The organism is uncultured Granulicatella sp. (genome assembly GCF_963528315.1).
Lineage (GTDB): Bacteria > Bacillota > Bacilli > Lactobacillales > Aerococcaceae > Granulicatella.
On record NZ_CAURVV010000001.1, the window covers coordinates 115,817 to 138,012 of the forward strand.

The window sequence follows — 22,196 nt, forward strand, 5'->3', positions numbered from 1 at the left end:
TAACCTAGCATTTTTTTGAAATCAGTCTTTAGATGGATAGTCAGGAAAGAAGGAATATGTTACTTTTATAGTGAGAAATTACTCTAAAGAAAGAAGGGTAGATATGAAAAATAATCGATTCATCTTAATACTATTTATTATAGCGATTGGGATGTTTTTAACAGGTTTTCAATTATTCACGAATCACCATTTACTCTATTTATTTGTTTTAGGAATTATTTTTGTAGGAATTGCCGTCCAACTAAAAAATCGTTTTATTCGTACAAATGGACTTTTCTTTGGAATATTAATGATTTTATTATCTGTATTTTCTACATGGGGAATTTGGTTAGCAGGAAGTATTTTAATTGTTTATGGTCTTTCTTATGGTAGAAAATTAATTAAAAAATACTTTTCAGATGATAGTGAATGGATTTGGAAGAAAAAAAGATATGTTTCCGTTAAGCTAAAAGAACCGTCAGACCGATTTGAAACACAAAGACAGGAATGGATTGGAGTCCAAAAAATTGGAAAAGACACTTTTGAATGGGATGATATTAATATTAGCCATTTAATGGGAGACACGATTATTGATTTAGGAAATACGGTTCTTCCAAATGAACAAAACACCATTATGATTCGAAAAGGCATTGGACGTATTCGTGTTATTGTTCCTATTGGGGTTGGCGTGAAACTTTCTCATAATGCATTTATTGGTGAAGCAAAGTTTGATGGGCAACAGTTAGAATTAAAAAATGAGACGATTACGATGTATTCAGAACGCTTTGAATCGAGTCATAAAAAAATAAACATTATCTCGTCAATTCTTGTAGGAGAAATTGAGGTGATTGAAGCATGAGAAAGTGGTTTCTACGAATCTGTTTTGTTGTGTTTCTCTTTGTCTCTAGTATTTTTCTAATTGGTGTAAATGTTATTCATTCTTTATTTGGGATTGAGTTATTTGAAAAACTGTCGTCTAATCAATTAATTATATTATTTCTAGTAGTAACATTAATTGTATTTGTTATTACTTTTATGGCAGCAAGTATTGTATTTTTCTTACAGCGATTAACGGATTCTGTTATGTACAATCAATTAGAAGCTATTAGAAATCAACAATATTCAAATGTAAAAAAATCGGTCGATGAAATTTGGTATCGTCCTTTATTAATGATTCGATTGGATACATTTTTCCAAGAAACTGCTAAAATAGCAGAAATGCAGGAACAACTGGTTCAAAACCTTCAACAAATTTCTTCTAGACCAGAATATATTGGTGAAGAAACGAAGGAAGAAATTATTGAATTGGAAAGACATCGTATTGCTCGAGAGTTACATGATTCAGTAAGCCAACAATTATTTGCTGCGATGATGATGCTTTCTGCGATGAATGAGCAAAAAGAACAATTATCTCCAGTAATCCAGCAACAATTAGCATTAGTAGAGAAAGTTATTAATGATTCTCAATCAGAAATGAGAGCTTTATTATTACACTTACGTCCGATTTCACTTGAAAATAAAACATTAGTTCAAGGGATTGAAAGTTTATTAAAAGAATTAACGACAAAAGTGCAATTATCGCTTCATTGGGAATTAGATGAAGTGACACTACCTAGTACTTTTGAAGATCATCTTTTTAGAATTGTACAAGAATTGGTTTCAAATACATTACGACATGCAAAAGCCAAACAATTAGAAGTATTTTTAAAACAAAAGGATGATTATATCATTTTAAAACTAGTCGATGATGGAATTGGATTTGATACAAGTGTTTCAAAAGCAGGAAGTTATGGTTTGAAAAATATTGAAGAACGTGTTGCAGGAATGGGAGGACAATGCAAAATTATTAGTATTGCCAATCAAGGAACGATTATTGAAATTAAAATTCCTCAAAAGCAGGAGAAGGAGTAGTTGAATGATTAAAGTTCTATTAGTAGATGACCATGAAATGGTTCGATTAGGTGTATCAGCCTATTTATCTGTTCAAGAGGATATTGAAGTAATAGCTCAAGCAGAAAATGGGAAAATCGGTGTTGAAAAAGCATTAGAATTAAAACCGGATATTATTTTAATGGACTTAGTAATGCCTGTGATGGATGGAATTGAAGCGACAAAAGAAATTTTATCTAAATGGAAAGAAGCTAAAATTATTATTGTGACAAGTTTTATTGATGATGAAAAAGTTTATCCAGCTATTAGTGCTGGGGCAAAAAGTTATTTACTAAAAACTTCGTCTGCTTCTGAAATTGCTCAAGCGATTCGTGATACTTATCGTGGAGAAGGAGTATTCGAAAAAGAAGTTAGTGAGAAGTTAGAACATCGTCATGAAGTAGAAGAAGAATTTCGTTTGTTTGAAGAATTAACGAGTCGTGAAAAAGAAGTGCTTTTATTGATTGCGCAAGGGAAATCAAACCAAGAAATTGCGGACGAATGTTTTATTACTTTAAAAACGGTAAAAACGCATGTTTCGAATATTTTATCGAAGTTGCAAGTAGAAGACCGTACACAAGCAACGATATATGCATTTAAGCATCATTTGGTCCAACCATAAAAATTTACTTTTTAAATGACTTTTCTATCTATAGTAGTAATGGACGGTAACAGCCTTGCTTTGCAAGTCTCATACCTAAAATTTGAGCCTTAGGTCTCAAATTTTCCAGTGATAAAAGCCAACCTTGGCTTTTATCACCAATACTACTATGAAAAGTCTTTGTAGTTTGACATATTTATACTTAGAGAACGTAAAAGAGAATGACTTTTCTGATTATAGTAGTAGTGGACGGTAGCAGCCTTGTAAGTCTCATATCAATACTACTATGAAAAGTCTTTGGTGTCTGACATGCAAGATATTAGAGTACGATTGATAGAATGACTGTTTTAGCAGAAAAATGCTGAAACTGTCATTCTATTTTTTATTTTACAATAGCCAAAAAATATTGTACGCTTAGAATTAGAAAAACTTTTCATGAAAGTAGGATATTATGATACGGAACAGTAAAAAATCAATTGGATTAAGCGATAAAATCCGTATGCAAAGAGATTCAAAAGAAGTATTATTAGAAGGTTCTTCCTGGCTAACGATAGGTAGTATGGTTTCCAGATTACTAGGAGCTTTATATATCATTCCATGGGGAGCAATGTTTGCGACTCAAAGGGATGATGCAAACTTCTTATATTTCATTGCATACAATATTTATGCTTTAGTATTACAAATTTCAACTGCTGGAATTCCAGTAGCTATTTCAAAAATTGTGGCGGATAATCAATCAAGAAAAGATTACGAGACAAGTTGGAATATTTTTAAAGGCGGAATGTTATTTATGACCGCAACAGGAATTGTTAGTGCGATTGTCATGTTTGTAACGGCTCCTTATTTTGCAAAAGGGGGTTCTGCTCAAGAAATTCAAGATAGTATTTTGGTTATTCGTTCACTTGTTCCAGCGGTAGTGATTATTCCTCCATTAAGTTTATTAAGAGGATATTATCAAGGGTATAGTGATATGGCACCTTCTGCGAAATCTCAATTATGGGAGCAAATCGTGCGTATTATTTATATGTTACTCTTAACATTCATCGTTATGAAATTATTCGGTGGTAGTTATGCTGTCGCAGTTGCTCATTCAACTTTTGCTGCATTTGTTGGGGCGGTTGTTGCATTTGTCTATTTAGGCTATAAAATGTGGAAAGATATGCCTGGCATGAAGCAATTAATGAGTGAAGGACGTCCTGCTCGTAATATGACTTTTGGGCGAATTGTATTTGAAGTGATTCGTGAAGCTTTACCATTTGTGATTGTGACTTCAAGTATCCAGTTAATTAGTATTTTGGATCAAGAAACTTTCCAACCACTAGCGATGACATTTACTTATTTGAATTTTGAACAAAGTAAAGAATTATTAACAATTTTTGGATTTAATGCCAATAAAATTATTATGATTATTTTATCTCTTGCCATTAGTATTTCAACAGCGGCATTACCATTATTAGCTTCTCATTATTCCGTAAAAAATCATGCAGAAGTGAAAAATGTTATTGAGGAAAATATTGGTTTATATTCCTTTATTATGATTCCAGCTTCTGTAGGGATGGCAGTGGTAGCAGAGCCAATTTATAATGTGTTCTATTCTCCAAGTAAAGATGGAACGTATTTATTAATGGTTTCTTGTGTTCTATGTATTTTTATGGGCGCCTTTACAGTCTTTACATCTATTCAACAATCGATGGAGCAACATATGATTGCGATTAAAGCTTTAGTGATTGCTTTATTGGTAAAAATATTATGGCAACCAATGATGATTTACTTCTTTGAAGGTGCAGGACCATTATGGGCGACAAGTTTAGGGTTTATTTTAGCAACTATTTATATGGGGTATCATTTATATTATCAAACTTTATTTAATCTAAAAAAAGTTGCTATTCAATTAGCAAAAGTAGTAGGAATTTCATTGGTTATGATGATTGTCACTTCCTTAACTCTAGTAGGGTTAAAACAAATCATTAATATTGATGGAAAATTAATGGCGATGATTGCTGTTGCGATTGTTGGTTTTGTTGGAGTAATTGTTTATGGATTGATGAGTTTGTATACAAGATTAGCGGATGAATTATTAGGGCAAAGAACGGTTGCGATTCGTAGAAAACTAAAAATGAAGGAGTAGGTTCAGTGAGACTAGATAAGTTTTTAGCCGATTCTGGAATAGCAACACGTTCTCAAGTAAAATTAATTTTAAAACAAAAGCGTGTTCGAAAAAATCAAGAAATTGTGACGAATGGTAAAGTACAAATTGATGAAAAATTAGATGAAATTTATTTAGATGATGAAAGAGTCTATTATGAAAAATATTTGTACTATGTGATGAATAAGCCAAAAGGGGTTATTTCAGCAACAGAGGATACGAAACACGCAACCGTGTTGGACTTAATTGGTGAATTAGCACAAAAACGAGGAGTCTTTCCTGTAGGAAGACTAGATATTGATACGCATGGATTTCTATTATTAACAAATAATGGAGCTTTAAGTCATGCAATGTTATCTCCCAAAAAACATGTGGAAAAAACTTATATTGCTAAAGTTGAGGGAATCATGACTCAGGAGGATCAAGTTTCTTTTGAAAAGGGAATTACATTAGATGATGGTTATGAATGTATGCCGGCTCATTTAGAGATTCTTTCCGTGGATGAAATTCATCAAGCTTCACTTGTCCAAATTAAGATAAAAGAAGGTAAATTTCATCAAGTGAAACGTATGGTGAAAGCTTGTGGAAAAACGGTCGTAGATCTACAACGAATCAGTATGGGCCCACTACACTTAGATGAATCCTTAAAACTTGGAGAGTTTCGTAGTTTAAAGGATTCTGAATTAGAAGCCTTAAAAATTTTTAATGTAGAATTATAATCAATAGAGGAGTAAGAAATGAATGTTTCTTATTCCTTTTTTAGTGTTCTCTTCTAGCAAATTATATGGAAAAATGATAAGATAAACCTAATGAATTTCGTAAAGGAGCGATAATATGACAATTGATTGGAAAAAAGAAGTTGAAAGTCGTAAAGAAGACTTATTAAAAGATTTATTTGATTTATTACGTATTGATAGTGTTCGTGATGATTCAAAAGCAAGTGAGGATGCACCAGTAGGCCCTGGTCCTAAAAAAGCTTTAGAAGCCTTTTTAGCTATTGGGGAACGTGATGGATTTACAACAAAAATGGTTGGGAATTTAGCAGGTCATATTGAATTTGCTCCAAATCCTGACTATAAAGAAACATTAGGAGTATTAGGACATGTGGACGTTGTTCCTGTTGGAACAGGTTGGGAAACAGATCCTTTTGAACCACAAATTATCAATGACCGTATTTATGCACGTGGTTCAAGTGATGATAAAGGTCCAAGTATGGCAGCTTATTATGCATTAAAAATTATTAAAGAATTAGGATTACCAGTATCAAAACGTGTTCGTTTCATTATTGGTACAGATGAAGAATCTGGTTGGAAATGTATGGATCGTTACTTCCAAACAGAAGAAATGCCAGATTTTGGTTTTTCACCAGATGCTGAATTCCCAATTATTAACGGAGAAAAAGGAATTTTATCACTACATTTTGAGTTAGCAGCAGGAGAAAGTGCTGGAGAATTCCAATTGAAAAACTTCAATTCTGGATTAAGAGAAAACATGGTACCTCAAGATGCTCATGCGGAAGTAGTCGTTCCAAATTCTTCAGAATTTGTAGCAGAATTTGAAGCTTATATTGCTGAAAATCCAGTAGAAGGAACAGCTTCAGTTAATGAAGGTGTAGTTGTATTAGATGTAGTTGGTAAATCAGCTCATGGTTCAACTCCTCATGCAGGAATTAATGCGGCTACTTATTTAGCAGCATTCTTAAATCAATATGATTTTGAAAGACAAGCGAAAAACTTCTTATCATTTGCAGCAGATATTCTTCACTTAGATACAGATGGTGCAAAATTAAATGTGGCATTTGAAGATTCAGTAATGGGACCATTAACTGCAAATGCAGGTATTTTAACATTTGCTCCTGAAGTAGGAGGAAAATTAGTGGTTAACTTCCGTTACCCACGTGGAATTGATGCAAAAACATTAGAAACAAAAGCAAATGCTGTGTCATCTAATTATGGATTGACTGTTTCTGCAGGTAAATCTCAAGTGCCTCACTATGTTTCACCAGAAGATCCATTGGTAGCAACATTATTAGAGGTGTATGCAAAACAAACAGGACTTCCAGCTCATGAACAATCCATTGGTGGAGGAACTTATGGTCGTATTTTTGAACGTGGAGTAGCGTATGGTGCTTTATTCCCTGATTCAATTGATACAATGCACCAAGCAAATGAATTCTTTGCATTGGATGATTTATTCCGTTCAGCAGCTATTTATGCTGAAGCAATCTATGAATTAATTAAATAAGAAATCAAATAAACGTTCTAAAGGATTAAATATTCGCTATAAATTGCGGATTTTGGTCCTTTTTTTTCGAAAAAAATTTTGCTATAAACCATACAAACGTGATATACTAATCCTGTATGTAAATTAATATGTAGATAAATAAATTTTGGAGGAAGAGATATGGGATTTGTATATTTCTTACTTATAATCGTGGTGTTAGGGGCCATTGGTTATGGAGTAGCACATTACTTAAGTCAAAAGCAAAGTAAAGTTATCGAAGAATTAGGAGTTAAAAAACAAAAATTAATGACTGTACCAATTGCAGATATTTTATTTACGTTAAAAAATCTGAATTTAACAGGACAAACAAAACGCACGTATGAAACATGGCAAGCAACATGGCAAACAATTACTCGTTTCCGTTTCCCAGAAATTGAAGCAGCCTTAGTGAGTGCGGAACAATATACTCAACGTTTGAATTTTGTAAAAGGTTCTCAAATTTCAAATCAAGCTAGTCAATTAATTGAAGAAACAAAAGCAGAAGTAGATAAAATTTACACTGCATTACAAAAATTATTAGATAGCGAAAAGAAAAACCGTGAAGAACTAGAAGTATTGCAAGAACGTTATGCAAGTATGCGTAAAGATTTATTAGCACATAGTTTCTCATTTGGTGAAGCGTTAGAGTCATTAGAAAAACGTTTATCTTATTTAGAATTAGATTTTACAAAATTCAATACTTTAACAAATGAAGGCGACCACTTAGAAGCTAAAGAAGTTTTAGGACGAATTGAAACTGAAATGCAAGATTTCGAACAAATTGTTGAAGAAGTTCCTAAATACTTAAAAGAAATCGAAGAAGAATACGAAGACCAAGTAGCTGATTTAAAAGAAGGCTATCAAAAAATGGTAGAAGAACACTATCAATTCCCTAAAATTTCTATTCCTGCTGAAATTCAAAAAATTGAAGAAATTATTGCTGTTGCAAGAGAACATATTAGAGCAACTGAATTAGAAGAAGCTCGTCAACAATTAGACAAAGTTGCACGTGAAATTGATCAATTATATGCAGTAATGGAAAATGAAATTGAAGCAAAAGCATTTGTTCAAAGAAATCGTGCTCAAGTAGAGAGAAAATTAAATCAAGTATTACAAAGCAACCGTTATGTGAATATCGAAGTCGATCGTGTAGCTCAAAACTTTGTATTAGCGAATAATGAATTTAATCGTGTTCAAGAGTTTGCTAAACAATTAGAAAAAGAACAAGAGGCTGTTGCTTACTACAGTAAAGCATTACAAAATCAACAAGTTCCTTATTCAATTGTGAAAGAACATTATGAAATTGTATTAAATACTTTAAAAGAAATTGATGAAAATCAATTAGCATTAGTAAATACATTGAATGATTTAAGTCAACAAGAAAAGAGTATTCGTGATGGCTTAGATGTATTTGAATTAGATTTACGTAATATGAAACGTACGATTGAAAAATATCATTTACCAGGCTTACCAAAAGAATATTTAGAATTATTCTTTGCAACAAGTTCTCGTATCGAACAATTATCTCAATTAATGAATCGTGTAAAATTAGATATGACTGAAATTACAGGATTAAATCAAACCATTGAAGATGATGTTGAAAAATTAGATATTATGACGGAAGAAATAGTGGATAATGCTCAATTAACAGAGTACATGATTCAACAAGCCAATCGTTATCGTTTAGAACATCCTGAAATCGATACAGCGATTCAACAATCTTTAGAACAATTTAATCATTTCTATCGTTATGAAGAATCATTAGCAATTATCGAAAAAGCATTGAATCAAGTAGATCCTGGGTCTGCACAACGTGTACGTGATAGTTATCAATCAGAAAAAAATAATAGTTTATTCTTCTAAAGTAAAAAAAGAAGCCGAGAGGCTTCTTTTTTGTTTTAAACTCCCATTTTACGTGTTTTTTTGGTGAAAAAATGGTACACTTAACATAATATGGTAACGAATGAAAGGATGAAAGTTGTGTCTCAAAAGAAACAGCGTTATCGTGCAAATATTGCTGGAAAGACTTATACCATTTTAGGTACAAAATCTCATCAGCATATGCATAGCGTCATTAAATTATTAAATGAACAGTGGAATGAACTCAGTGAAGTTGCTAAAGAATGTTCTAATGAAGAAAAAGCCATTTTACTAGCCATTAATGCAGTGAGTTTACAATTAGAAAAACAAGAACAAGTAATGATGTTAGAAGAAGAAAATCAACAATTGAAGAAAAATGTTCCACATCATAGAAGTAGTAAACGTCAAAGTATTGCTCTAGAACGTAAGGAACAATTTGAAAAACAATTTGCAGAACAAGAAGATTTATGGAGAAAGTAGGTCGTAAATGGTAACGATTGGAATTGTTATATTTTTATTATTAGGAATTTATACAGGTGCTAGAAGAGGTTTGGCTTTACAAATCCTTCATCTTGTTGGATATATTCTATCAACATTTATTGCAGTATTTGGTTATCGAGCATTTTCTAAAATGATTGAAATGTATGTACCTTTCCCATCTTATATTCCTGGCACACATTTAGCAGTTTTTTCAGATGGACAAGCATTAGGAATGGATCAATCATTTTATTATTTATTCTCATTTATTGTCATTATGGTTGTGAATTGGGCGATTGTTCGTTTAATTACAACGGTGATTAAAGAAATGACCAAATTACCTATTATTAAACAATTTAATACATTAGGGGGAGCGATTTTAGGATTTGTTTTCCACTATGTAGCAATTTTCTTTGTATTATATTTAGTAGCGATGATTCCTACAGATTCCGTACAAAAGATTTTTGAAGGACATACTCTAGCGAATTGGATTGTGACAAATACTCCATTATTATCAGGAATTGTAAAAATGTGGTTATTTTCATAATCTGTGATTAGAAATCCATTCAATGAAAAATAGTAAAATCTATAAGAGTGGAAAATAATATTTATTTTTCACTTTTTTTCTGTCTAAAGGAGGAGAAAGCATGAATCAGAAAATTGAAGATATTTTAGAATTTCATAAAATTCGACATGCTGTCAGAGAATTTGCAAATACTCAAAAAGCAAAAACAATGATTCTTCAATTACCCATTGAAACAAATGCTAAAAAAATTCGACACAAAATTGAAGAAACAAGAGATGCTGTCACAATTTTACGATTAAAACAAGGAATTCCGATTCCTAAATTAGAAGATATTAGTGTTTCAATTAAACGATTAGAAGTAGAAGCAGGTTTAAATGGAAGAGAATTAAGTGAAATCTTAAAAGTATTACAAACTACAAATCAAGTGGCAACTTTTTTTGAAAAAGTGAAGGAAGAAGACATTGTATTAGATCGATTGCCACAATTAGTAGAAAAATTAGAATATTTACCAGAAATTTCGAAACAATTACAATTATCGATTCGTGAAGATGGGTATGTATTAGATGATGCATCTGTTGCTTTAAAAGGAATTCGTCAAGGAATTTCTAGAACTGAACAAGAAATTAAAGGGCAATTGGATACATATGTCACAGGAAAATATGCCAAATATTTAACAGACTCTTTAATTACAATTCGTAATGATCGCTATGTTGTTCCTGTTAAAGCTGAATACAAATCAACTTTTGGTGGAATAGTGCATGACCAAAGTGCAACTGGTCAAACATTATTTATGGAACCACAAGCGATTGTAAACTTGAATAATAAATTACGTGATTATCAATTACAAGAGAAGAAAGAAGTCGAGCGTATTTTACTGGAATTATCAGAAAAATTAATGCCACACACACCTTCACTTACACAAAATCATTATGTATTATCTCGTTTAGATATCGCAAATGCAAAAGCACTCTACGCCAAACAAATTAAAGCAAATGAGCCGATTATAGATGAAGAGAACCATGTTGCGATTTGGCAAGCAAGACATCCTCTTATTTCGCCTAAATCAGTAGTTGCGAATGATATTATTTTAGGACAAGAATATCAGTCAATTGTCATTACTGGACCGAATACGGGAGGTAAAACGATTCTTTTAAAAACAATTGGGATTATCCAATTAATGGCTCAAATGGGATTATATATTCCTGCTTTGCCAGATAGTCGTGTAGGTGTTTTTACGCAAATTTTTGCAGATATTGGGGATGAACAATCGATTGAACAAAACTTGAGTACATTCTCATCTCATATGTCGAATATCGTTTCAATTTTACATAAAATTGATGAGAAAAGTTTAGTGTTAATGGATGAGATTGGTTCAGGAACTGACCCACAAGAAGGAGCTTCATTAGCAATTGCAATTTTAGATTATATTGGGACAAAACAAAGTTATGTCATTGCAACGACTCACTATCCTGAGTTAAAAGTCTATGGATATAATCGAGTGGGAACAATTAATGCAAGTATGGAGTTTGATAGTGATACACTGCAACCAACGTATCGATTCTTATTAGGCGTTCCAGGGCGTAGTAATGCCTTTGATATTTCTGCTAGACTTGGACTTCCAAAAGTTGTAATTGAACAAGCACGACAATTTATTTCAGTTGAAAGCCAAGAATTGAATGAAATGATTTCTGATTTAGAAAGAAAACGTCGCATTGTAGACCAAGAAAAATCAGTCATTCAACAACAATTGAAAGAAAGTTCTCAATTATTAGAAGCATTGAAACTTGAAACAGAAAACTTCAAGGAAAATAAAGCTCGACTCATTGAACAAGCAAAAGAAAAAGCCAATGAATTAGTCTCTCAAAGTCAAGAAGATGCAGAAAAAATCTTGTCAGATATTCGTGCTATGCAATTGAAGAGTAAGGAAACAGTTGTCAAAGAACACGAATTAATTGAAAAGAAAACAGCATTAACAGACTTAAAACACGAACAAGCGTTGAAGAAAAATAAGGTTCTAAAACGTGAAAAAGCTAAGAAATCATTGCGTCCAGGACAAAGTGTAGAAGTGACAAGTTTTGGACAAAGAGGAACATTAGTTGAAAAAATTTCCGAGCAAGAATGGGTCGTTCAAATGGGTATTATCAAGATGAAATTACCTGTTGAAGACTTGATTAGTATTGAAGAAGAACCAAGTAAACCAACTCAAGTCATTGTGAAGAGTCATCGTTCGAGTCATGTTTCAACGGAATTGGATCTACGTGGGAAACGTTATGAAGAAGCGATTAAGGATTTAGAATTGTTCTTAGATGCAGCTTTATTAGCAGGATATCCTCGTGTGACGATTATTCATGGTCGTGGTACAGGTGCGATTCAACAAGGGGTTCATAAGACTTTGAAGAAACATCGCAGTGTGGCTTCTTATGAATTTGCTCCAATGAATATGGGAGGAAACGGAGCTACTGTAGTATTGTTTAAATAATATCAATACACTTTTCTAGATGTAGCATAGGATGATATTTCGTGAGCAGAATATTTTGTAAATGGAATGAGGCTTGTTATACTATGGTTACAAGTGAGAAGAAAGGGTGATTTTAATGGTACAATCATTAAATGATAGCAATTTTGTAGAAAAAACAAATGAAGGAGTTGTGTTAGTAGACTTTTGGGCACCTTGGTGTGGACCATGTCGTATGCAAGCTCCAGTTATTGATGCATTAGACGAAGAATTGGGAGATAAAGTGACTTTTGCAAAAGTAGATGTTGATGAAAATCCTAATACTGCTCGTCAATTTGGAGTAATGAGTATTCCAACTTTACTTGTTAAGAAAGATGGCGAAGTAGTGAATAAAGTTATTGGCTATCATTCTAAAGAACAATTAGAAGAATTGTTAGAACAATATTTATAAGAAAATGACTTTTCTATTGACCCCTGTCGGTGAGAAATCACGGACAGGGGTTTTTCGTATATAAAATTCAAAAAGAAAAAATTCCTTTTGGCTACAAGGTCGCCAGTAGCCTCGCAAAGCGAGTCTCAAGGCTAAAATTCGAGCCTGGTTAATGTAGTAAAGAAATTTTTTCTTCTTAAATTTCGTAAAAGGACATAAAAAAATATTTTCTAACTAGTTGACAAAAGGAGATAAAAGGATTATAGTTAGTTACACAAGTAGTTAACCGGTAAAGTGTTTGATTTTATAGAAAGGAAGAGAGGAATGAAATTTGATTTTCAAAGTGACTTGCCATTATTTCAACAAGTGGCTTATCAACTAGAATTAGAAATTTTTAGAGGAACTTACCAAGAAGGGGATCAAGTTCCTTCAACAACAGAGATATCCACGAGTTATCAAATTAATCCAGCAACAGTATTAAAGGGGATGAATTTATTGGTTGCACAAGATATTTTAGAAAAACGTAGAGGATTAGGAACTTATGTTAGCGTAGGTGCAATGCATATTATCCAAACAAAACGACAAAAAGAATTTTTGGAATCAACTATTCCAACCATCGTTCAAGAAGCACAAACATTAGGAATTAGTAGTCAGGAACTTTTATCAATGATTGAAAAAGAAATGGCTCGATAAGGGAGTGAAAAAAATGGCTTTAGAAGTTAGAAATTTATCAAAAAAATATAAAAAAAATCTTGCAGTAAAAGATGTGAGTTTTACATTACAACCTGAAAGCATCTATGGATTACTAGGAAGAAATGGTGCTGGAAAAAGTACTGTTTTAAATATGATTGCGCATCGAATTGAAAAAAATTCAGGGGAAATCTTATTAGATAATCAGCCATTATGGACAACACCAGAAGCAATGAGTGACATTTACTTATCAAGTCCTGAAAATTGGTTTCCAATTGATTGGAAAGTGAAAAAGATTGTCAAAGTTTTCCAAGAAATTTATCCAGAATTTGACACCGAGTTTGCCGAAGAATGTATGAAAGTATTCGGAGTTGATGAGAAAAAGAAATTAGTTGAATTATCTACAGGGTATAAGAGTATTGTAAAGTTAACATTAGCACTAAGTGTACCTGTATCCTATGTGTTTTTAGATGAACCAGTTTTAGGTTTAGATGCCAACCACCGTCAATTATTTAATAAAAAATTATTAGAAGCGTATGCTCGTAGACCAAGAACTTTTGTCATTGCAACTCATTTAATCGAAGAAATCTCTTACTTATTAGAAGAAGTAATTGTAATTCGTGATGGGGTGACTTTCCAACAATCAAGTGTTGAAGAAATTTTACAACATGCTTATTTAGTAACTGGATCAAAAGCAGTTGTGAGTGAGTTGATCGCAAATCAAACGATTATTCATCAAGAGGAAGTTGGAAATCAATTGCAAGCTGTAATCATTTCACAACAAGTTCCTCAAGAAACAACTGATTATTCTGTACGTCATTTAACATTACAAGAGTACTTTATTCAACTAACACGCAAGGAAGGTGAATAAGATGACTCGATTTTATCAATTGTTGAAAATTCAAATTTTAGATTATTTACGTATTTTATTCATTGGTCTAGGTTCTTATTTGGGTGTGATTAATGTTTTAAACTTTATCGATCGATCAGAGGGATTTTCATTTACAATTAATTTACCTGCCATAAGTTTTTTAGCAATTACTTTATTAGGAATAGCTTTTTCAGTTGCTGATTTTAGAATAATGAATCAATTGAGTTTTACAAGAAGAGAACAATATCAATTTCCGATTTATATGGGAGTTATTATGACAACATTATTAACACTCAAAAATATTTTCTTTTATGTATTAGCTAGTAAAGCAGCTTCAGTGGGAATTAAATTAATTCAATGGACTGATTTAGAAAATGACTTTGTTTTAGGAACTCTTTCTTTATGGGGGTGGTTACTAATGATGTTTTTATTCTCATCAATTATAGGGTTTATTCTAAATAAGTTTAACAATCAAAAGATTGTGTTAATCGTTACTGCAACAAGTTTAGGGGGAATATTTGCACTTTTTGGAATATTTGCTCGTTCAGAAGTAGTGAATAATTTCCTAGATAGAATGATTCAATACAATATCCCACTTAGTTATATGATGATTGCTATTTGTGTTTTACTATTGTACGTAGTGATTCGTCATCATGAAAGTAAAGAAGTCGGTGTAGGAATGTAGAGGTGCTCGTCATGTCAAATTTACAAAAAAGGCTATTAAAGTTATTTTTTATTGAACGTTTAAAAGTGATGGGATTTTCATTTTTATTCTTTAGCGGTATAGTTGTTATTTTTTCACTGATTCCTCGTATGGAAACTTTTGTGTTTGAGTTTGAGTTTGAGGGAAGTACATTGATCACGTTTGCGATGATATTCAGTATATTTTTAAAATGTATCCCTCAATTTCAATTGAGTACGATGGCAGGGTTAACTCGAAAGAAAATTATTATGAATGAATTGTTGTTGAACACTATCAATGTACTAATTAATTTAATCATCTTTTTGATTGCTTCCGTTTTAAAGATTAATTGGACAATCGGATCGGTTCATATTTATTTTAGCCCTGAGATGATACAGTTTGGTTTAAATTCTTGGACAGGAATGATCGCCATTTTTCTTAGCTTGTTTGCAACTTTTATGGGAGTGACAACTTTCTTCTTTGTAATGAATAAGTTTACATCGAAAAAAGCATTTGTGTTTATGATATTTTTAATGTATCCAATCGTTGGACTGCTTGTCATGATTGTGACATCGATTCCGAATTTATTAAGCTTCTTAATAGCGACTTACAATTTCTATATTCAAAATCTATTTATTGGAAATGTCATTCTTTGTGGACTGATGACGATTTTATTCCTACTTGCAATTTATAAACATGAAAGTAAGAGTACAGTTTCAGATGTTTAACGAAAAAACATGTTAGTAGTTATTGCTAACATGTTTTTCCTACATAATCAAACAATCCATGGTATAATGAACCAAGAGAATTTAAGGAAGAATGAACGATATTTTAAAAGCAAGAGGAGAGAATAATGTCAAATTTACAAATAAGATTGTTGAAGATGTTTTTATTAGAACGGTTAAAAGTTATTGGAATTACTTTACTATTTTTTGCCGCTTTAAGTGCGGTACTTTCTCTATTTCCGATTTTTAATTTCTTAAGAAATTGGATTCTTCCAGATTTCTCGATTTACTATTCGGATAATTTTAGACCTACTATAGAAGGAAATATCATCCTTATGATTGGTATCATAGTGAGTATATTTTTAAAATGTATTTCTCAATTTCAATTGAGTACATTGGCAGGATTAACTCGAAAACAAATTATTGTAAATGAATTGTTGATCATTAGCGTATATGTATTGATTAGTGTTTTTGTTTTAAATTTTATAAAGATTGATTGGAATTGGGGACTAGTTCGTATATCGTTTAGCTCAATGTTTCCTCCTTTTAGAGAATTTCCTTTAAGTGCAATGATACTAAAACTATTTGCAGATTATTTAGGATGGACTATTTTATTCTTTATTTTTAATAAGTTTACATCTAAAAAGATGATTATACTTCTTTTCTTTTTAATTTATCCATTTGCAGGAACATTCTTTTTGATTTCAATATTGATACCAAATTTTTACGTAATCGTATTTACACTTTTATATTATTATTTTCAATTTCCAATTTTGGGAACTTCTATTGTTTGTGGGGGAATGCTCCTCTTTTTCTTCCTTGTTGTATATAAACATCAAAGTAAGATTACAGTTTCAGTTATTTAATGATAAAACATGTTAGTAGTTTTTGCTAACATGTTTTATTTATTATGAGAAATTTAAGAAAAATAGGCTTTTTCTACAAATTTGAACAATCCATGGTATAATGAATCAAGAGAAAAGAAGAAAGAGTGAACAACATGTCGAAAGCAATAGGATTCATTGATTCGGGTGTAGGGGGATTGACTGTTTTAAAAGAAGCCTTGAAACAATTACCTCATGAATCAATGATTTTTTTAGGAGATTCTGCAAGATGCCCATATGGAAATCGAACAGTTGAAGAAATTAGAAAATTTACAAAAGAAATGGTTCAATTTCTCCTTAAAAAAGATGTAAAGATGATTGTGATTGCCTGCAATACCGCAACAGCAGTAATTTTAGAAGAATTACAAGAAACATTAGATATTCCGGTAGTTGGCGTGATTCAGCCAGGAAGTTTAGCAGCGATTAAACAAACAAAAACACAGAAAATCGCAGTATTAGGAACTCATGCAACGATTCAAAGTGATGTTTATCGTAAAACAATCCAAAAGAAAAATCATCAATTAATGGTGACCAGTTTAGAATGTCCAAAATTTGTTCCTTTAGTGGAAAGTAATCAGACGGATTCTCCAATTGCAAAAAAAGTTGTAGCACAAACATTACAACCTTTAATGGGAAAAGAATTTGATACTTTAATATTAGGCTGTACTCATTATCCTTTATTAAAACAAAGAATCCAAGCAGTTGTGGGATCTCAAGTTACATTAATCGATTCAGGTGCAGAAACTGTGTCGACTGTAAGTGCGTTATTAGATTTTAATCATTTAGCAGAAAATTATGAAACGAATCCTTCTCCAACCTTAGAAATCTATACCACTGGTTCTCCTATTTTATTTAAAGAAATTGCGGAAAATTGGTTGAATAGAAGTCCATTAATAGTTGAGAAAGTAAGTTTAGAACCTTATATGGAGGAAAATATGTCTCAAAAAGAATTAGTTATTGCTACGAAAAATGCTGGTAAAGCAAAGGAGTTTGCTAGTATTTTTGAACCAAAAGGATATAGCGTTAAAACATTATTAGATTTTCCAGAATTGGAAGATGTAGCAGAAACAGGTCATACATTTGAAGAAAATGCCCGTTTAAAAGCAGAAAGAATTGCAGAAAGACTACAAAAAATTGTATTAGCAGATGATTCTGGATTATGTGTGGATGCTTTAGAGGGACAACCTGGTGTTTATTCCGCAAGATATGCTGGAAATCAAAAAAGTGATGCTGCCAATAATGCAAAATTATTAGCTGAATTAGGAGAATTACCTTCTGAGAAAAGAAGCGCACATTTCCATTGCTGTTTAGTAATGGCTGCACCCAATTACGAATCTTTAGTCGTTGAAGGCATTTGTGACGGAGAAATTGCGAAATTTCCTTCAGGAGAAGGCGGATTTGGATATGATCCATTATTCTTCGTCCCTGAAATTCAAAAAACATTTGGGCAATTATCTCGTGAAGAAAAAAATCAAATCAGCCACCGTACAAAAGCAGTGAACTTATTAGTGGAACAATGGGAAGAATGGCTAGCATCAGTGAATCGTTAGTAAGAGGTGAACGTATGAAAATTATTATTATGAGTGATAACCATGGACAAAAAATGGCATTACAAAAAGTATTTGAACACTATCAATCAGAATCAGATGTTCGTTTTATTCATTGTGGGGATTCAGAGTTTCCTTATGAAGATGAAGTTTTTCAAGGTTGCCTTCGAGTAACGGGAAATTGTGATTATGATACAAAGTATCCCGAAGTAGAAGTGTTTGAAGAAGGTGGCATTCGTTTTTTAGTAACGCATGGTCATATGCAAGCAGTCAATAGTGGAGTGTATCGATTAGCAAAATTTGCAAAAGAACAAGGAGTTCAAGTAGCTTTCTATGGTCATACACATAAATTGTATGAGGAAACGTATGAAGGCGTATTATGTATAAATTCAGGAAGTGTTTCTTATCCAAGAGGACATTTTGCGATGACTCCAACTTATGCTGTTTTAACAATTCATTCAGAATCAGAAATTGAATTACAATATTTTGATATGAAGCATCAACCATTAGAGGGACTTCATTATGAGTATCAGTTAGATGCAGAAAGAGGATTTATTCATGATTAATCGAGTAGTACAAGACTTATTACTAGAAGAAAAGGATAAATTATTTATTGCAGCAGATAAAGTAGCGATTTTGGAAGAAGACCATACATTAGATCATGCCATGTTAGTTTTAACTCATGTTCGTTATTCTCTTATTCCAGTTGTGAATCGCCAAAATAAATTAACCGGATTAATTTCATTAGCGATGATTTTAAATCAAGTTGCCACATTGGAAGAAATTGATTTAAGTCGATTACATGATTTTCAAGTAAAAGAAGCGATGGAAACAGAATTTCCAACGATTACTTTTGATACAGAAATAGAAGATGTATTGAATGAATTAGTGGATCATAATTTCTTATGTATAACAAATGATGAACAAGAATTTGTAGGAATTGTAACTAGAAAAGAAGTGTTAAAACGAGTGAATTATATGGTTCATGAATTGAATCGTAAATATGAATTAGTTGAGAAATAATAAAAAAGTTACTCCTTTTGTGGGAGTAACTTTTTTGTTACGATGCAGGATTGATAGCGGTATTTGTTGTTGGAAGTGAAATGCCGGCTTCAATTAACGCTTCTTGATAAAGTTTTAAAAATTGATTATAAATCATATGCTGTTTTCCATTTTTCGTAAAAATACTAATTCTGAAAACAAATTGTCCATTTGGAAGAGTTTGTGGACCGATAATAGTTGGACCTTTTACAATTTCTGGATATTGCGAAGCGTTCTTTGTATTGACTTGATCAACCGTATCGTATACAACCGTTAGGTCAGCGTCGCTAAAAAGTGGAATTTCAATTAAGGCTCTCATATCACCTCTAGACTGATTACTTACGACAGAGATGCTTCGATTTGGAATAAAATGAAGAGTACCATCGAATCCACGGACTTGAGTTGTTCTAACTCCAACGTTCGCAACAGTTCCAGAAACAGCACCAATAATGACAATGTCTCCAACATCATATTGACGTTCCAGTAAAATGAAGAATCCATTTACAACATCACTCAAAAATCCTTGAGCCCCTAAACCAATCGCAATCCCAGCAATTCCTGCACCAGCTAATAAACTTGTAATAGGAATTCCTAAAATCACTAAAATCCAATAAATTAAAACAAAGTAAAGTAAATAGTCTAAACAGTTTTCTAATAATCGCATTAAAGTATTTTTACGAGCTATACTTTGTGACGATAGTCGAATCGATGAAAGAACTGTTTTTTGAAAAACTTTATGCAATACTTTTTTTCCAATGATAAATAAAATACATAGAAAAGTTAATGATATTAATTTCGATAAAATTTCAGATAAAATCATTTGCCATGGAATTGAAAGCCAATATTGTTCGAAAAAACTTTGTACAGTTGAATGAATATCCATGAGGTTTCCTCCTTTTTTGAGATTCTTTTATATAGTTTATCATAATTAAAATAATTTAGAAAATACTATATCACTTTTAGTAGCGTTTTATGCATGATAATGGTATTATGATTAATAATATCGGAAATTGAGGAGGGATGTTCAAAATGTCTGGAATAGAAGTTGCAGCTTTAATTGCAGCATGTTCATTATTAGGTTTAGTAGTATTTCTAGTTTTAAAACTCAATCCAGTTTTAAATAAATTAGATAAAACAGTGAACCATGTGAACAACTCTATTGAAATTATTACAAGGGATGTCGATAATTTATCTATCGAAGTAGAGGGATTATTGAATAAAACAAATGCTTTAGTAGACGATATTAATGGAAAAGTAAAAAGAACAGATCCATTATTTACAGCTATTGGAGATTTAGGATTAACAGTTTCTGATGTAAATCATTCAACTCGTTCCCTTGCGACTAGAGTATCAAGCATTAAACCAGCTCGTACTTTAGGGGCTTTATCTGTTGGAAAAGCGATTTTATCAAGAAAGAAAAAATAATGAACGGAGTGAAGAAAAATGGGTAAAAAAACAGGCGGATTTCTTTTAGGAGCATTTATCGGAAGTGTGGCAGCAGCAACGACTGCATTATTATTTGCACCAAAATCAGGTAAGGAATTACGTGAAGATTTAGCAGTAAAAGCAGATGAATTGAAAGAACAATTATCTGACTATGTAGATATTTCAATTGAAAAAGGAGTTGAATTATCAGAAGTAGCTTTAAATGCTACAGAAGATATTCGTGTAAACTTAAAAGATTCAGCTTCTCAATTTAAAGATACAGTTAAAAAATCTGCGACTAATTTAAAAGAAGAAGTTTCTCAAACTGTAAGTAAAGTACAAGATACTTTCTCAGCTAAAAAAGAAGAAGCTGAAGAAGTAGTTGCAGAGTTAAAAGAAGAGGTAAAATAGTAATTTTGACTTATCAGAAGTAGCTACGGACGCAAGCAGCCTCGCAGATGCGAGGCTCATTGCTAGAGCTGTGGACATCAAAGTAATAAAAAAATAAACCGAGGAAATTTATGTTTCCTCGGTTTTTCTTATATTCTAATTTTTTGTAACTTCTTGTGGGAAGTGAGTAAATAATTCACAGCCATCTGTTGTAACAACTAAACAGTCCTCTACACGAACTCCATAGTCTTTTGCGATATATACACCTGGTTCAACAGAGAAGCACATGCCTTCTTCTAGAATCATATCATTGCCTTCCATAATGGATGGGAATTCATGGCAACTTTGACCAATTCCATGTCCTAAACGATGGATGAAGTATTCACCATAGCCTTTTTCTGTAATATAATTACGTGCAATTGCATCAATTTCACTAGCTTTCATTCCTGGTTTAACAGCTTGAATCGCTAAATCATGAGCAGTTTTTACGATGTTAAAGATTTCTTGATGGCGAACATCTTTAGCACTTTCCTCTCCAAAGAAAATGGTACGAGTCATATCGCTCGCATAACCATTGTGCATGGTTCCTAAATCAAAAAGTACCCATTCATTTTTTCTTAATTTTCTATCTCCTGGAACTCCATGAGGATCTGCAGCATGGTCTCCAAATAATACCATTGTATCGAAACTCATTGAAGTAATGCCTAATTTTTTCATTTCATATTCAATTTTAGCGACAACTTCTAATTCGGTAATTCCTTCTCTTAAGCTTTGAATTCCAATTTCTACAGCTTTATCTGCATAAGTTCCTGAATCTTTTAATTTTTGAATTGCATCAGAATCTTTTCTTAAACGTAAATCATTAATGATTGGTGTTAAATCATCTGTCCATTGAATGTCTGAGATTTCTTGTTTTAAATTTTCAACAGTGTGTAATGTAATGAAATTTTTCTCTACGGCCCATTTAGTAGGTAAATTAAATTGTTTTTGTATAGCAGAAGTTAAAATTTCCCATGGATTTTCATGATCTTGATAACTGACAACCGTATAAGTTGGTTCAGCAGCTTGTGCCATGTTTTTTTCAAGAGCAGGTACAAAGAGTAGAGGAGAATGATTGGCAGATACAACCATCGCTAAAACACGTTCATGTGGATCTGTTGTATAGTGTGTCAATAAACTAATCGTTGTAGGATCTTGAATGAATGCAATATCACAATTTAGTTGTTTTAAAATGTTGGTAAAATGAATATAAGTTTGTTTGTTACTCATAATAAAT

General features: G+C 32.1%; 23 protein-coding genes. 21 read left to right on the plus strand and 2 right to left on the minus strand.

The window, feature by feature from the left end:
• Positions 1-103 precede the first annotated feature (103 nt).
• The 19 genes from liaF (at position 104) to cbpB (ending at position 19,087) form a co-directional block, all read left to right on the plus strand.
• On the plus strand, positions 104-838 hold the full coding sequence (liaF, locus tag RYK07_RS00605; protein ID WP_314851911.1) for a cell wall-active antibiotics response protein LiaF: 735 nt from the start codon (positions 104-106) through the stop codon (positions 836-838).
• Positions 835-1,890: a sensor histidine kinase gene (locus RYK07_RS00610; protein ID WP_314851912.1), complete on the plus strand. Its 1,056-nt coding sequence runs from the start codon at positions 835-837 to the stop codon at positions 1,888-1,890. Before liaF ends, RYK07_RS00610 begins: the two co-directional genes overlap by 4 nt.
• Before the next feature lie 4 nt (positions 1,891-1,894).
• Positions 1,895-2,530 carry a response regulator transcription factor gene (locus RYK07_RS00615; protein WP_006702897.1) on the plus strand — a complete coding sequence of 212 codons (636 nt, stop codon included), beginning with the start codon at positions 1,895-1,897 and terminating at the stop codon, positions 2,528-2,530.
• A gap of 430 nt (positions 2,531-2,960) precedes the next feature.
• Positions 2,961-4,637: a polysaccharide biosynthesis protein gene (locus RYK07_RS00620; RefSeq protein ID WP_314851913.1), complete on the plus strand. Its 1,677-nt coding sequence runs from the start codon at positions 2,961-2,963 to the stop codon at positions 4,635-4,637.
• Positions 4,638-4,642: 5 nt separating this feature from the next.
• Positions 4,643-5,374: a pseudouridine synthase gene (locus RYK07_RS00625; RefSeq protein WP_314851914.1), complete on the plus strand. Its 732-nt coding sequence runs from the start codon at positions 4,643-4,645 to the stop codon at positions 5,372-5,374.
• Positions 5,375-5,489: 115 nt separating this feature from the next.
• Complete coding sequence (gene pepV / locus RYK07_RS00630; protein WP_314851915.1) at positions 5,490-6,899, plus strand: dipeptidase PepV; 1,410 nt, start codon at positions 5,490-5,492, stop codon at positions 6,897-6,899.
• 159 nt (positions 6,900-7,058) lie between these two features.
• A complete protein-coding gene (locus tag RYK07_RS00635; RefSeq protein WP_314851916.1) occupies positions 7,059-8,780 on the plus strand; it encodes a septation ring formation regulator EzrA in 1,722 nt (573 codons plus the stop codon).
• Between the two features lie 90 nt (positions 8,781-8,870).
• Positions 8,871-9,257, plus strand: coding sequence for a cell division protein ZapA (gene zapA / locus RYK07_RS00640; RefSeq protein WP_314851917.1), 387 nt, complete (start codon positions 8,871-8,873; stop codon positions 9,255-9,257).
• 7 nt (positions 9,258-9,264) lie between these two features.
• Positions 9,265-9,801: a CvpA family protein gene (locus RYK07_RS00645; RefSeq protein WP_314851918.1), complete on the plus strand. Its 537-nt coding sequence runs from the start codon at positions 9,265-9,267 to the stop codon at positions 9,799-9,801.
• Between the two features lie 100 nt (positions 9,802-9,901).
• Positions 9,902-12,259, plus strand: a complete 2,358-nt coding sequence (locus tag RYK07_RS00650) for an endonuclease MutS2 (protein ID WP_314851919.1) — start codon at positions 9,902-9,904, stop codon at positions 12,257-12,259.
• A 115-nt stretch (positions 12,260-12,374) separates the two neighbouring features.
• Entirely contained in the window at positions 12,375-12,686 is a 312-nt protein-coding gene (trxA, locus tag RYK07_RS00655; RefSeq protein ID WP_006702889.1) for a thioredoxin, read from the plus strand.
• Between the two features lie 303 nt (positions 12,687-12,989).
• On the plus strand, positions 12,990-13,358 hold the full coding sequence (locus RYK07_RS00660; protein WP_314851920.1) for a GntR family transcriptional regulator: 369 nt from the start codon (positions 12,990-12,992) through the stop codon (positions 13,356-13,358).
• A gap of 13 nt (positions 13,359-13,371) precedes the next feature.
• Entirely contained in the window at positions 13,372-14,226 is an 855-nt protein-coding gene (locus tag RYK07_RS00665; protein WP_314851921.1) for an ABC transporter ATP-binding protein, read from the plus strand.
• A gap of 1 nt (position 14,227) precedes the next feature.
• A complete protein-coding gene (locus tag RYK07_RS00670) occupies positions 14,228-14,911 on the plus strand; it encodes a hypothetical protein (protein ID WP_314851922.1) in 684 nt (227 codons plus the stop codon).
• 11 nt (positions 14,912-14,922) lie between these two features.
• Positions 14,923-15,636 (plus strand): hypothetical protein, encoded by a 714-nt coding sequence (locus RYK07_RS00675; RefSeq protein ID WP_314851923.1) that lies wholly within the window; start codon positions 14,923-14,925, stop codon positions 15,634-15,636.
• Between the two features lie 125 nt (positions 15,637-15,761).
• Positions 15,762-16,499 carry a hypothetical protein gene (locus RYK07_RS00680; RefSeq protein WP_314851924.1) on the plus strand — a complete coding sequence of 246 codons (738 nt, stop codon included), beginning with the start codon at positions 15,762-15,764 and terminating at the stop codon, positions 16,497-16,499.
• A gap of 134 nt (positions 16,500-16,633) precedes the next feature.
• The gene (racE, locus tag RYK07_RS00685) at positions 16,634-18,067 is read left to right on the plus strand and encodes a glutamate racemase (protein WP_314851925.1); all 1,434 of its coding nucleotides are present in this window, start codon (positions 16,634-16,636) and stop codon (positions 18,065-18,067) included.
• Positions 18,068-18,081: 14 nt separating this feature from the next.
• Positions 18,082-18,630 carry a metallophosphoesterase gene (locus tag RYK07_RS00690; RefSeq protein ID WP_314851926.1) on the plus strand — a complete coding sequence of 183 codons (549 nt, stop codon included), beginning with the start codon at positions 18,082-18,084 and terminating at the stop codon, positions 18,628-18,630.
• A complete protein-coding gene (gene cbpB, locus RYK07_RS00695) occupies positions 18,623-19,087 on the plus strand; it encodes a cyclic-di-AMP-binding protein CbpB (protein ID WP_314851927.1) in 465 nt (154 codons plus the stop codon). The genes RYK07_RS00690 and cbpB overlap by 8 nt, the downstream gene beginning before the upstream one ends.
• A gap of 37 nt (positions 19,088-19,124) precedes the next feature.
• Here the strand turns inward: cbpB and RYK07_RS00700 are convergent, their stop codons facing one another.
• On the minus strand, positions 19,125-19,988 hold the full coding sequence (locus tag RYK07_RS00700; protein WP_399546162.1) for a mechanosensitive ion channel family protein: 864 nt from the start codon (positions 19,986-19,988) through the stop codon (positions 19,125-19,127).
• A gap of 146 nt (positions 19,989-20,134) precedes the next feature.
• Between RYK07_RS00700 and RYK07_RS00705 the strand changes: the two genes are divergently transcribed.
• Entirely contained in the window at positions 20,135-20,530 is a 396-nt protein-coding gene (locus tag RYK07_RS00705; RefSeq protein WP_020991318.1) for a DUF948 domain-containing protein, read from the plus strand.
• A gap of 18 nt (positions 20,531-20,548) precedes the next feature.
• Complete coding sequence (locus tag RYK07_RS00710; protein WP_006702878.1) at positions 20,549-20,941, plus strand: YtxH domain-containing protein; 393 nt, start codon at positions 20,549-20,551, stop codon at positions 20,939-20,941.
• Positions 20,942-21,076: 135 nt separating this feature from the next.
• On the opposite strand, the gene RYK07_RS00715 is transcribed toward RYK07_RS00710, so the two are convergent.
• Positions 21,077-22,189: an aminopeptidase P family protein gene (locus RYK07_RS00715; protein ID WP_314851928.1), complete on the minus strand. Its 1,113-nt coding sequence runs from the start codon at positions 22,187-22,189 to the stop codon at positions 21,077-21,079.
• Between the last annotated feature and the right edge of the window lie 7 nt (positions 22,190-22,196).

Coding starts and splice junctions, on each gene's coding strand:
- liaF (WP_314851911.1), top strand. CDS start 104: ATGAAAAATAATCGATTCATCTTAATACTATTTATTATAGCGATTGGG.
- RYK07_RS00610 (WP_314851912.1), top strand. CDS start 835: ATGAGAAAGTGGTTTCTACGAATCTGTTTTGTTGTGTTTCTCTTTGTC.
- RYK07_RS00615 (WP_006702897.1), top strand. CDS start 1,895: ATGATTAAAGTTCTATTAGTAGATGACCATGAAATGGTTCGATTAGGT.
- RYK07_RS00620 (WP_314851913.1), top strand. CDS start 2,961: ATGATACGGAACAGTAAAAAATCAATTGGATTAAGCGATAAAATCCGT.
- pepV (WP_314851915.1), top strand. CDS start 5,490: ATGACAATTGATTGGAAAAAAGAAGTTGAAAGTCGTAAAGAAGACTTA.
- RYK07_RS00635 (WP_314851916.1), top strand. CDS start 7,059: ATGGGATTTGTATATTTCTTACTTATAATCGTGGTGTTAGGGGCCATT.
- zapA (WP_314851917.1), top strand. CDS start 8,871: ATGGTAACGAATGAAAGGATGAAAGTTGTGTCTCAAAAGAAACAGCGT.
- RYK07_RS00645 (WP_314851918.1), top strand. CDS start 9,265: ATGGTAACGATTGGAATTGTTATATTTTTATTATTAGGAATTTATACA.
- RYK07_RS00650 (WP_314851919.1), top strand. CDS start 9,902: ATGAATCAGAAAATTGAAGATATTTTAGAATTTCATAAAATTCGACAT.
- trxA (WP_006702889.1), top strand. CDS start 12,375: ATGGTACAATCATTAAATGATAGCAATTTTGTAGAAAAAACAAATGAA.
- RYK07_RS00660 (WP_314851920.1), top strand. CDS start 12,990: ATGAAATTTGATTTTCAAAGTGACTTGCCATTATTTCAACAAGTGGCT.
- RYK07_RS00665 (WP_314851921.1), top strand. CDS start 13,372: ATGGCTTTAGAAGTTAGAAATTTATCAAAAAAATATAAAAAAAATCTT.
- RYK07_RS00670 (WP_314851922.1), top strand. CDS start 14,228: ATGACTCGATTTTATCAATTGTTGAAAATTCAAATTTTAGATTATTTA.
- RYK07_RS00675 (WP_314851923.1), top strand. CDS start 14,923: ATGTCAAATTTACAAAAAAGGCTATTAAAGTTATTTTTTATTGAACGT.
- RYK07_RS00680 (WP_314851924.1), top strand. CDS start 15,762: ATGTCAAATTTACAAATAAGATTGTTGAAGATGTTTTTATTAGAACGG.
- racE (WP_314851925.1), top strand. CDS start 16,634: ATGTCGAAAGCAATAGGATTCATTGATTCGGGTGTAGGGGGATTGACT.
- RYK07_RS00690 (WP_314851926.1), top strand. CDS start 18,082: ATGAAAATTATTATTATGAGTGATAACCATGGACAAAAAATGGCATTA.
- cbpB (WP_314851927.1), top strand. CDS start 18,623: ATGATTAATCGAGTAGTACAAGACTTATTACTAGAAGAAAAGGATAAA.
- RYK07_RS00700 (WP_399546162.1), bottom strand. CDS start 19,988: ATGGATATTCATTCAACTGTACAAAGTTTTTTCGAACAATATTGGCTT.
- RYK07_RS00705 (WP_020991318.1), top strand. CDS start 20,135: ATGTCTGGAATAGAAGTTGCAGCTTTAATTGCAGCATGTTCATTATTA.
- RYK07_RS00710 (WP_006702878.1), top strand. CDS start 20,549: ATGGGTAAAAAAACAGGCGGATTTCTTTTAGGAGCATTTATCGGAAGT.
- RYK07_RS00715 (WP_314851928.1), bottom strand. CDS start 22,189: ATGAGTAACAAACAAACTTATATTCATTTTACCAACATTTTAAAACAA.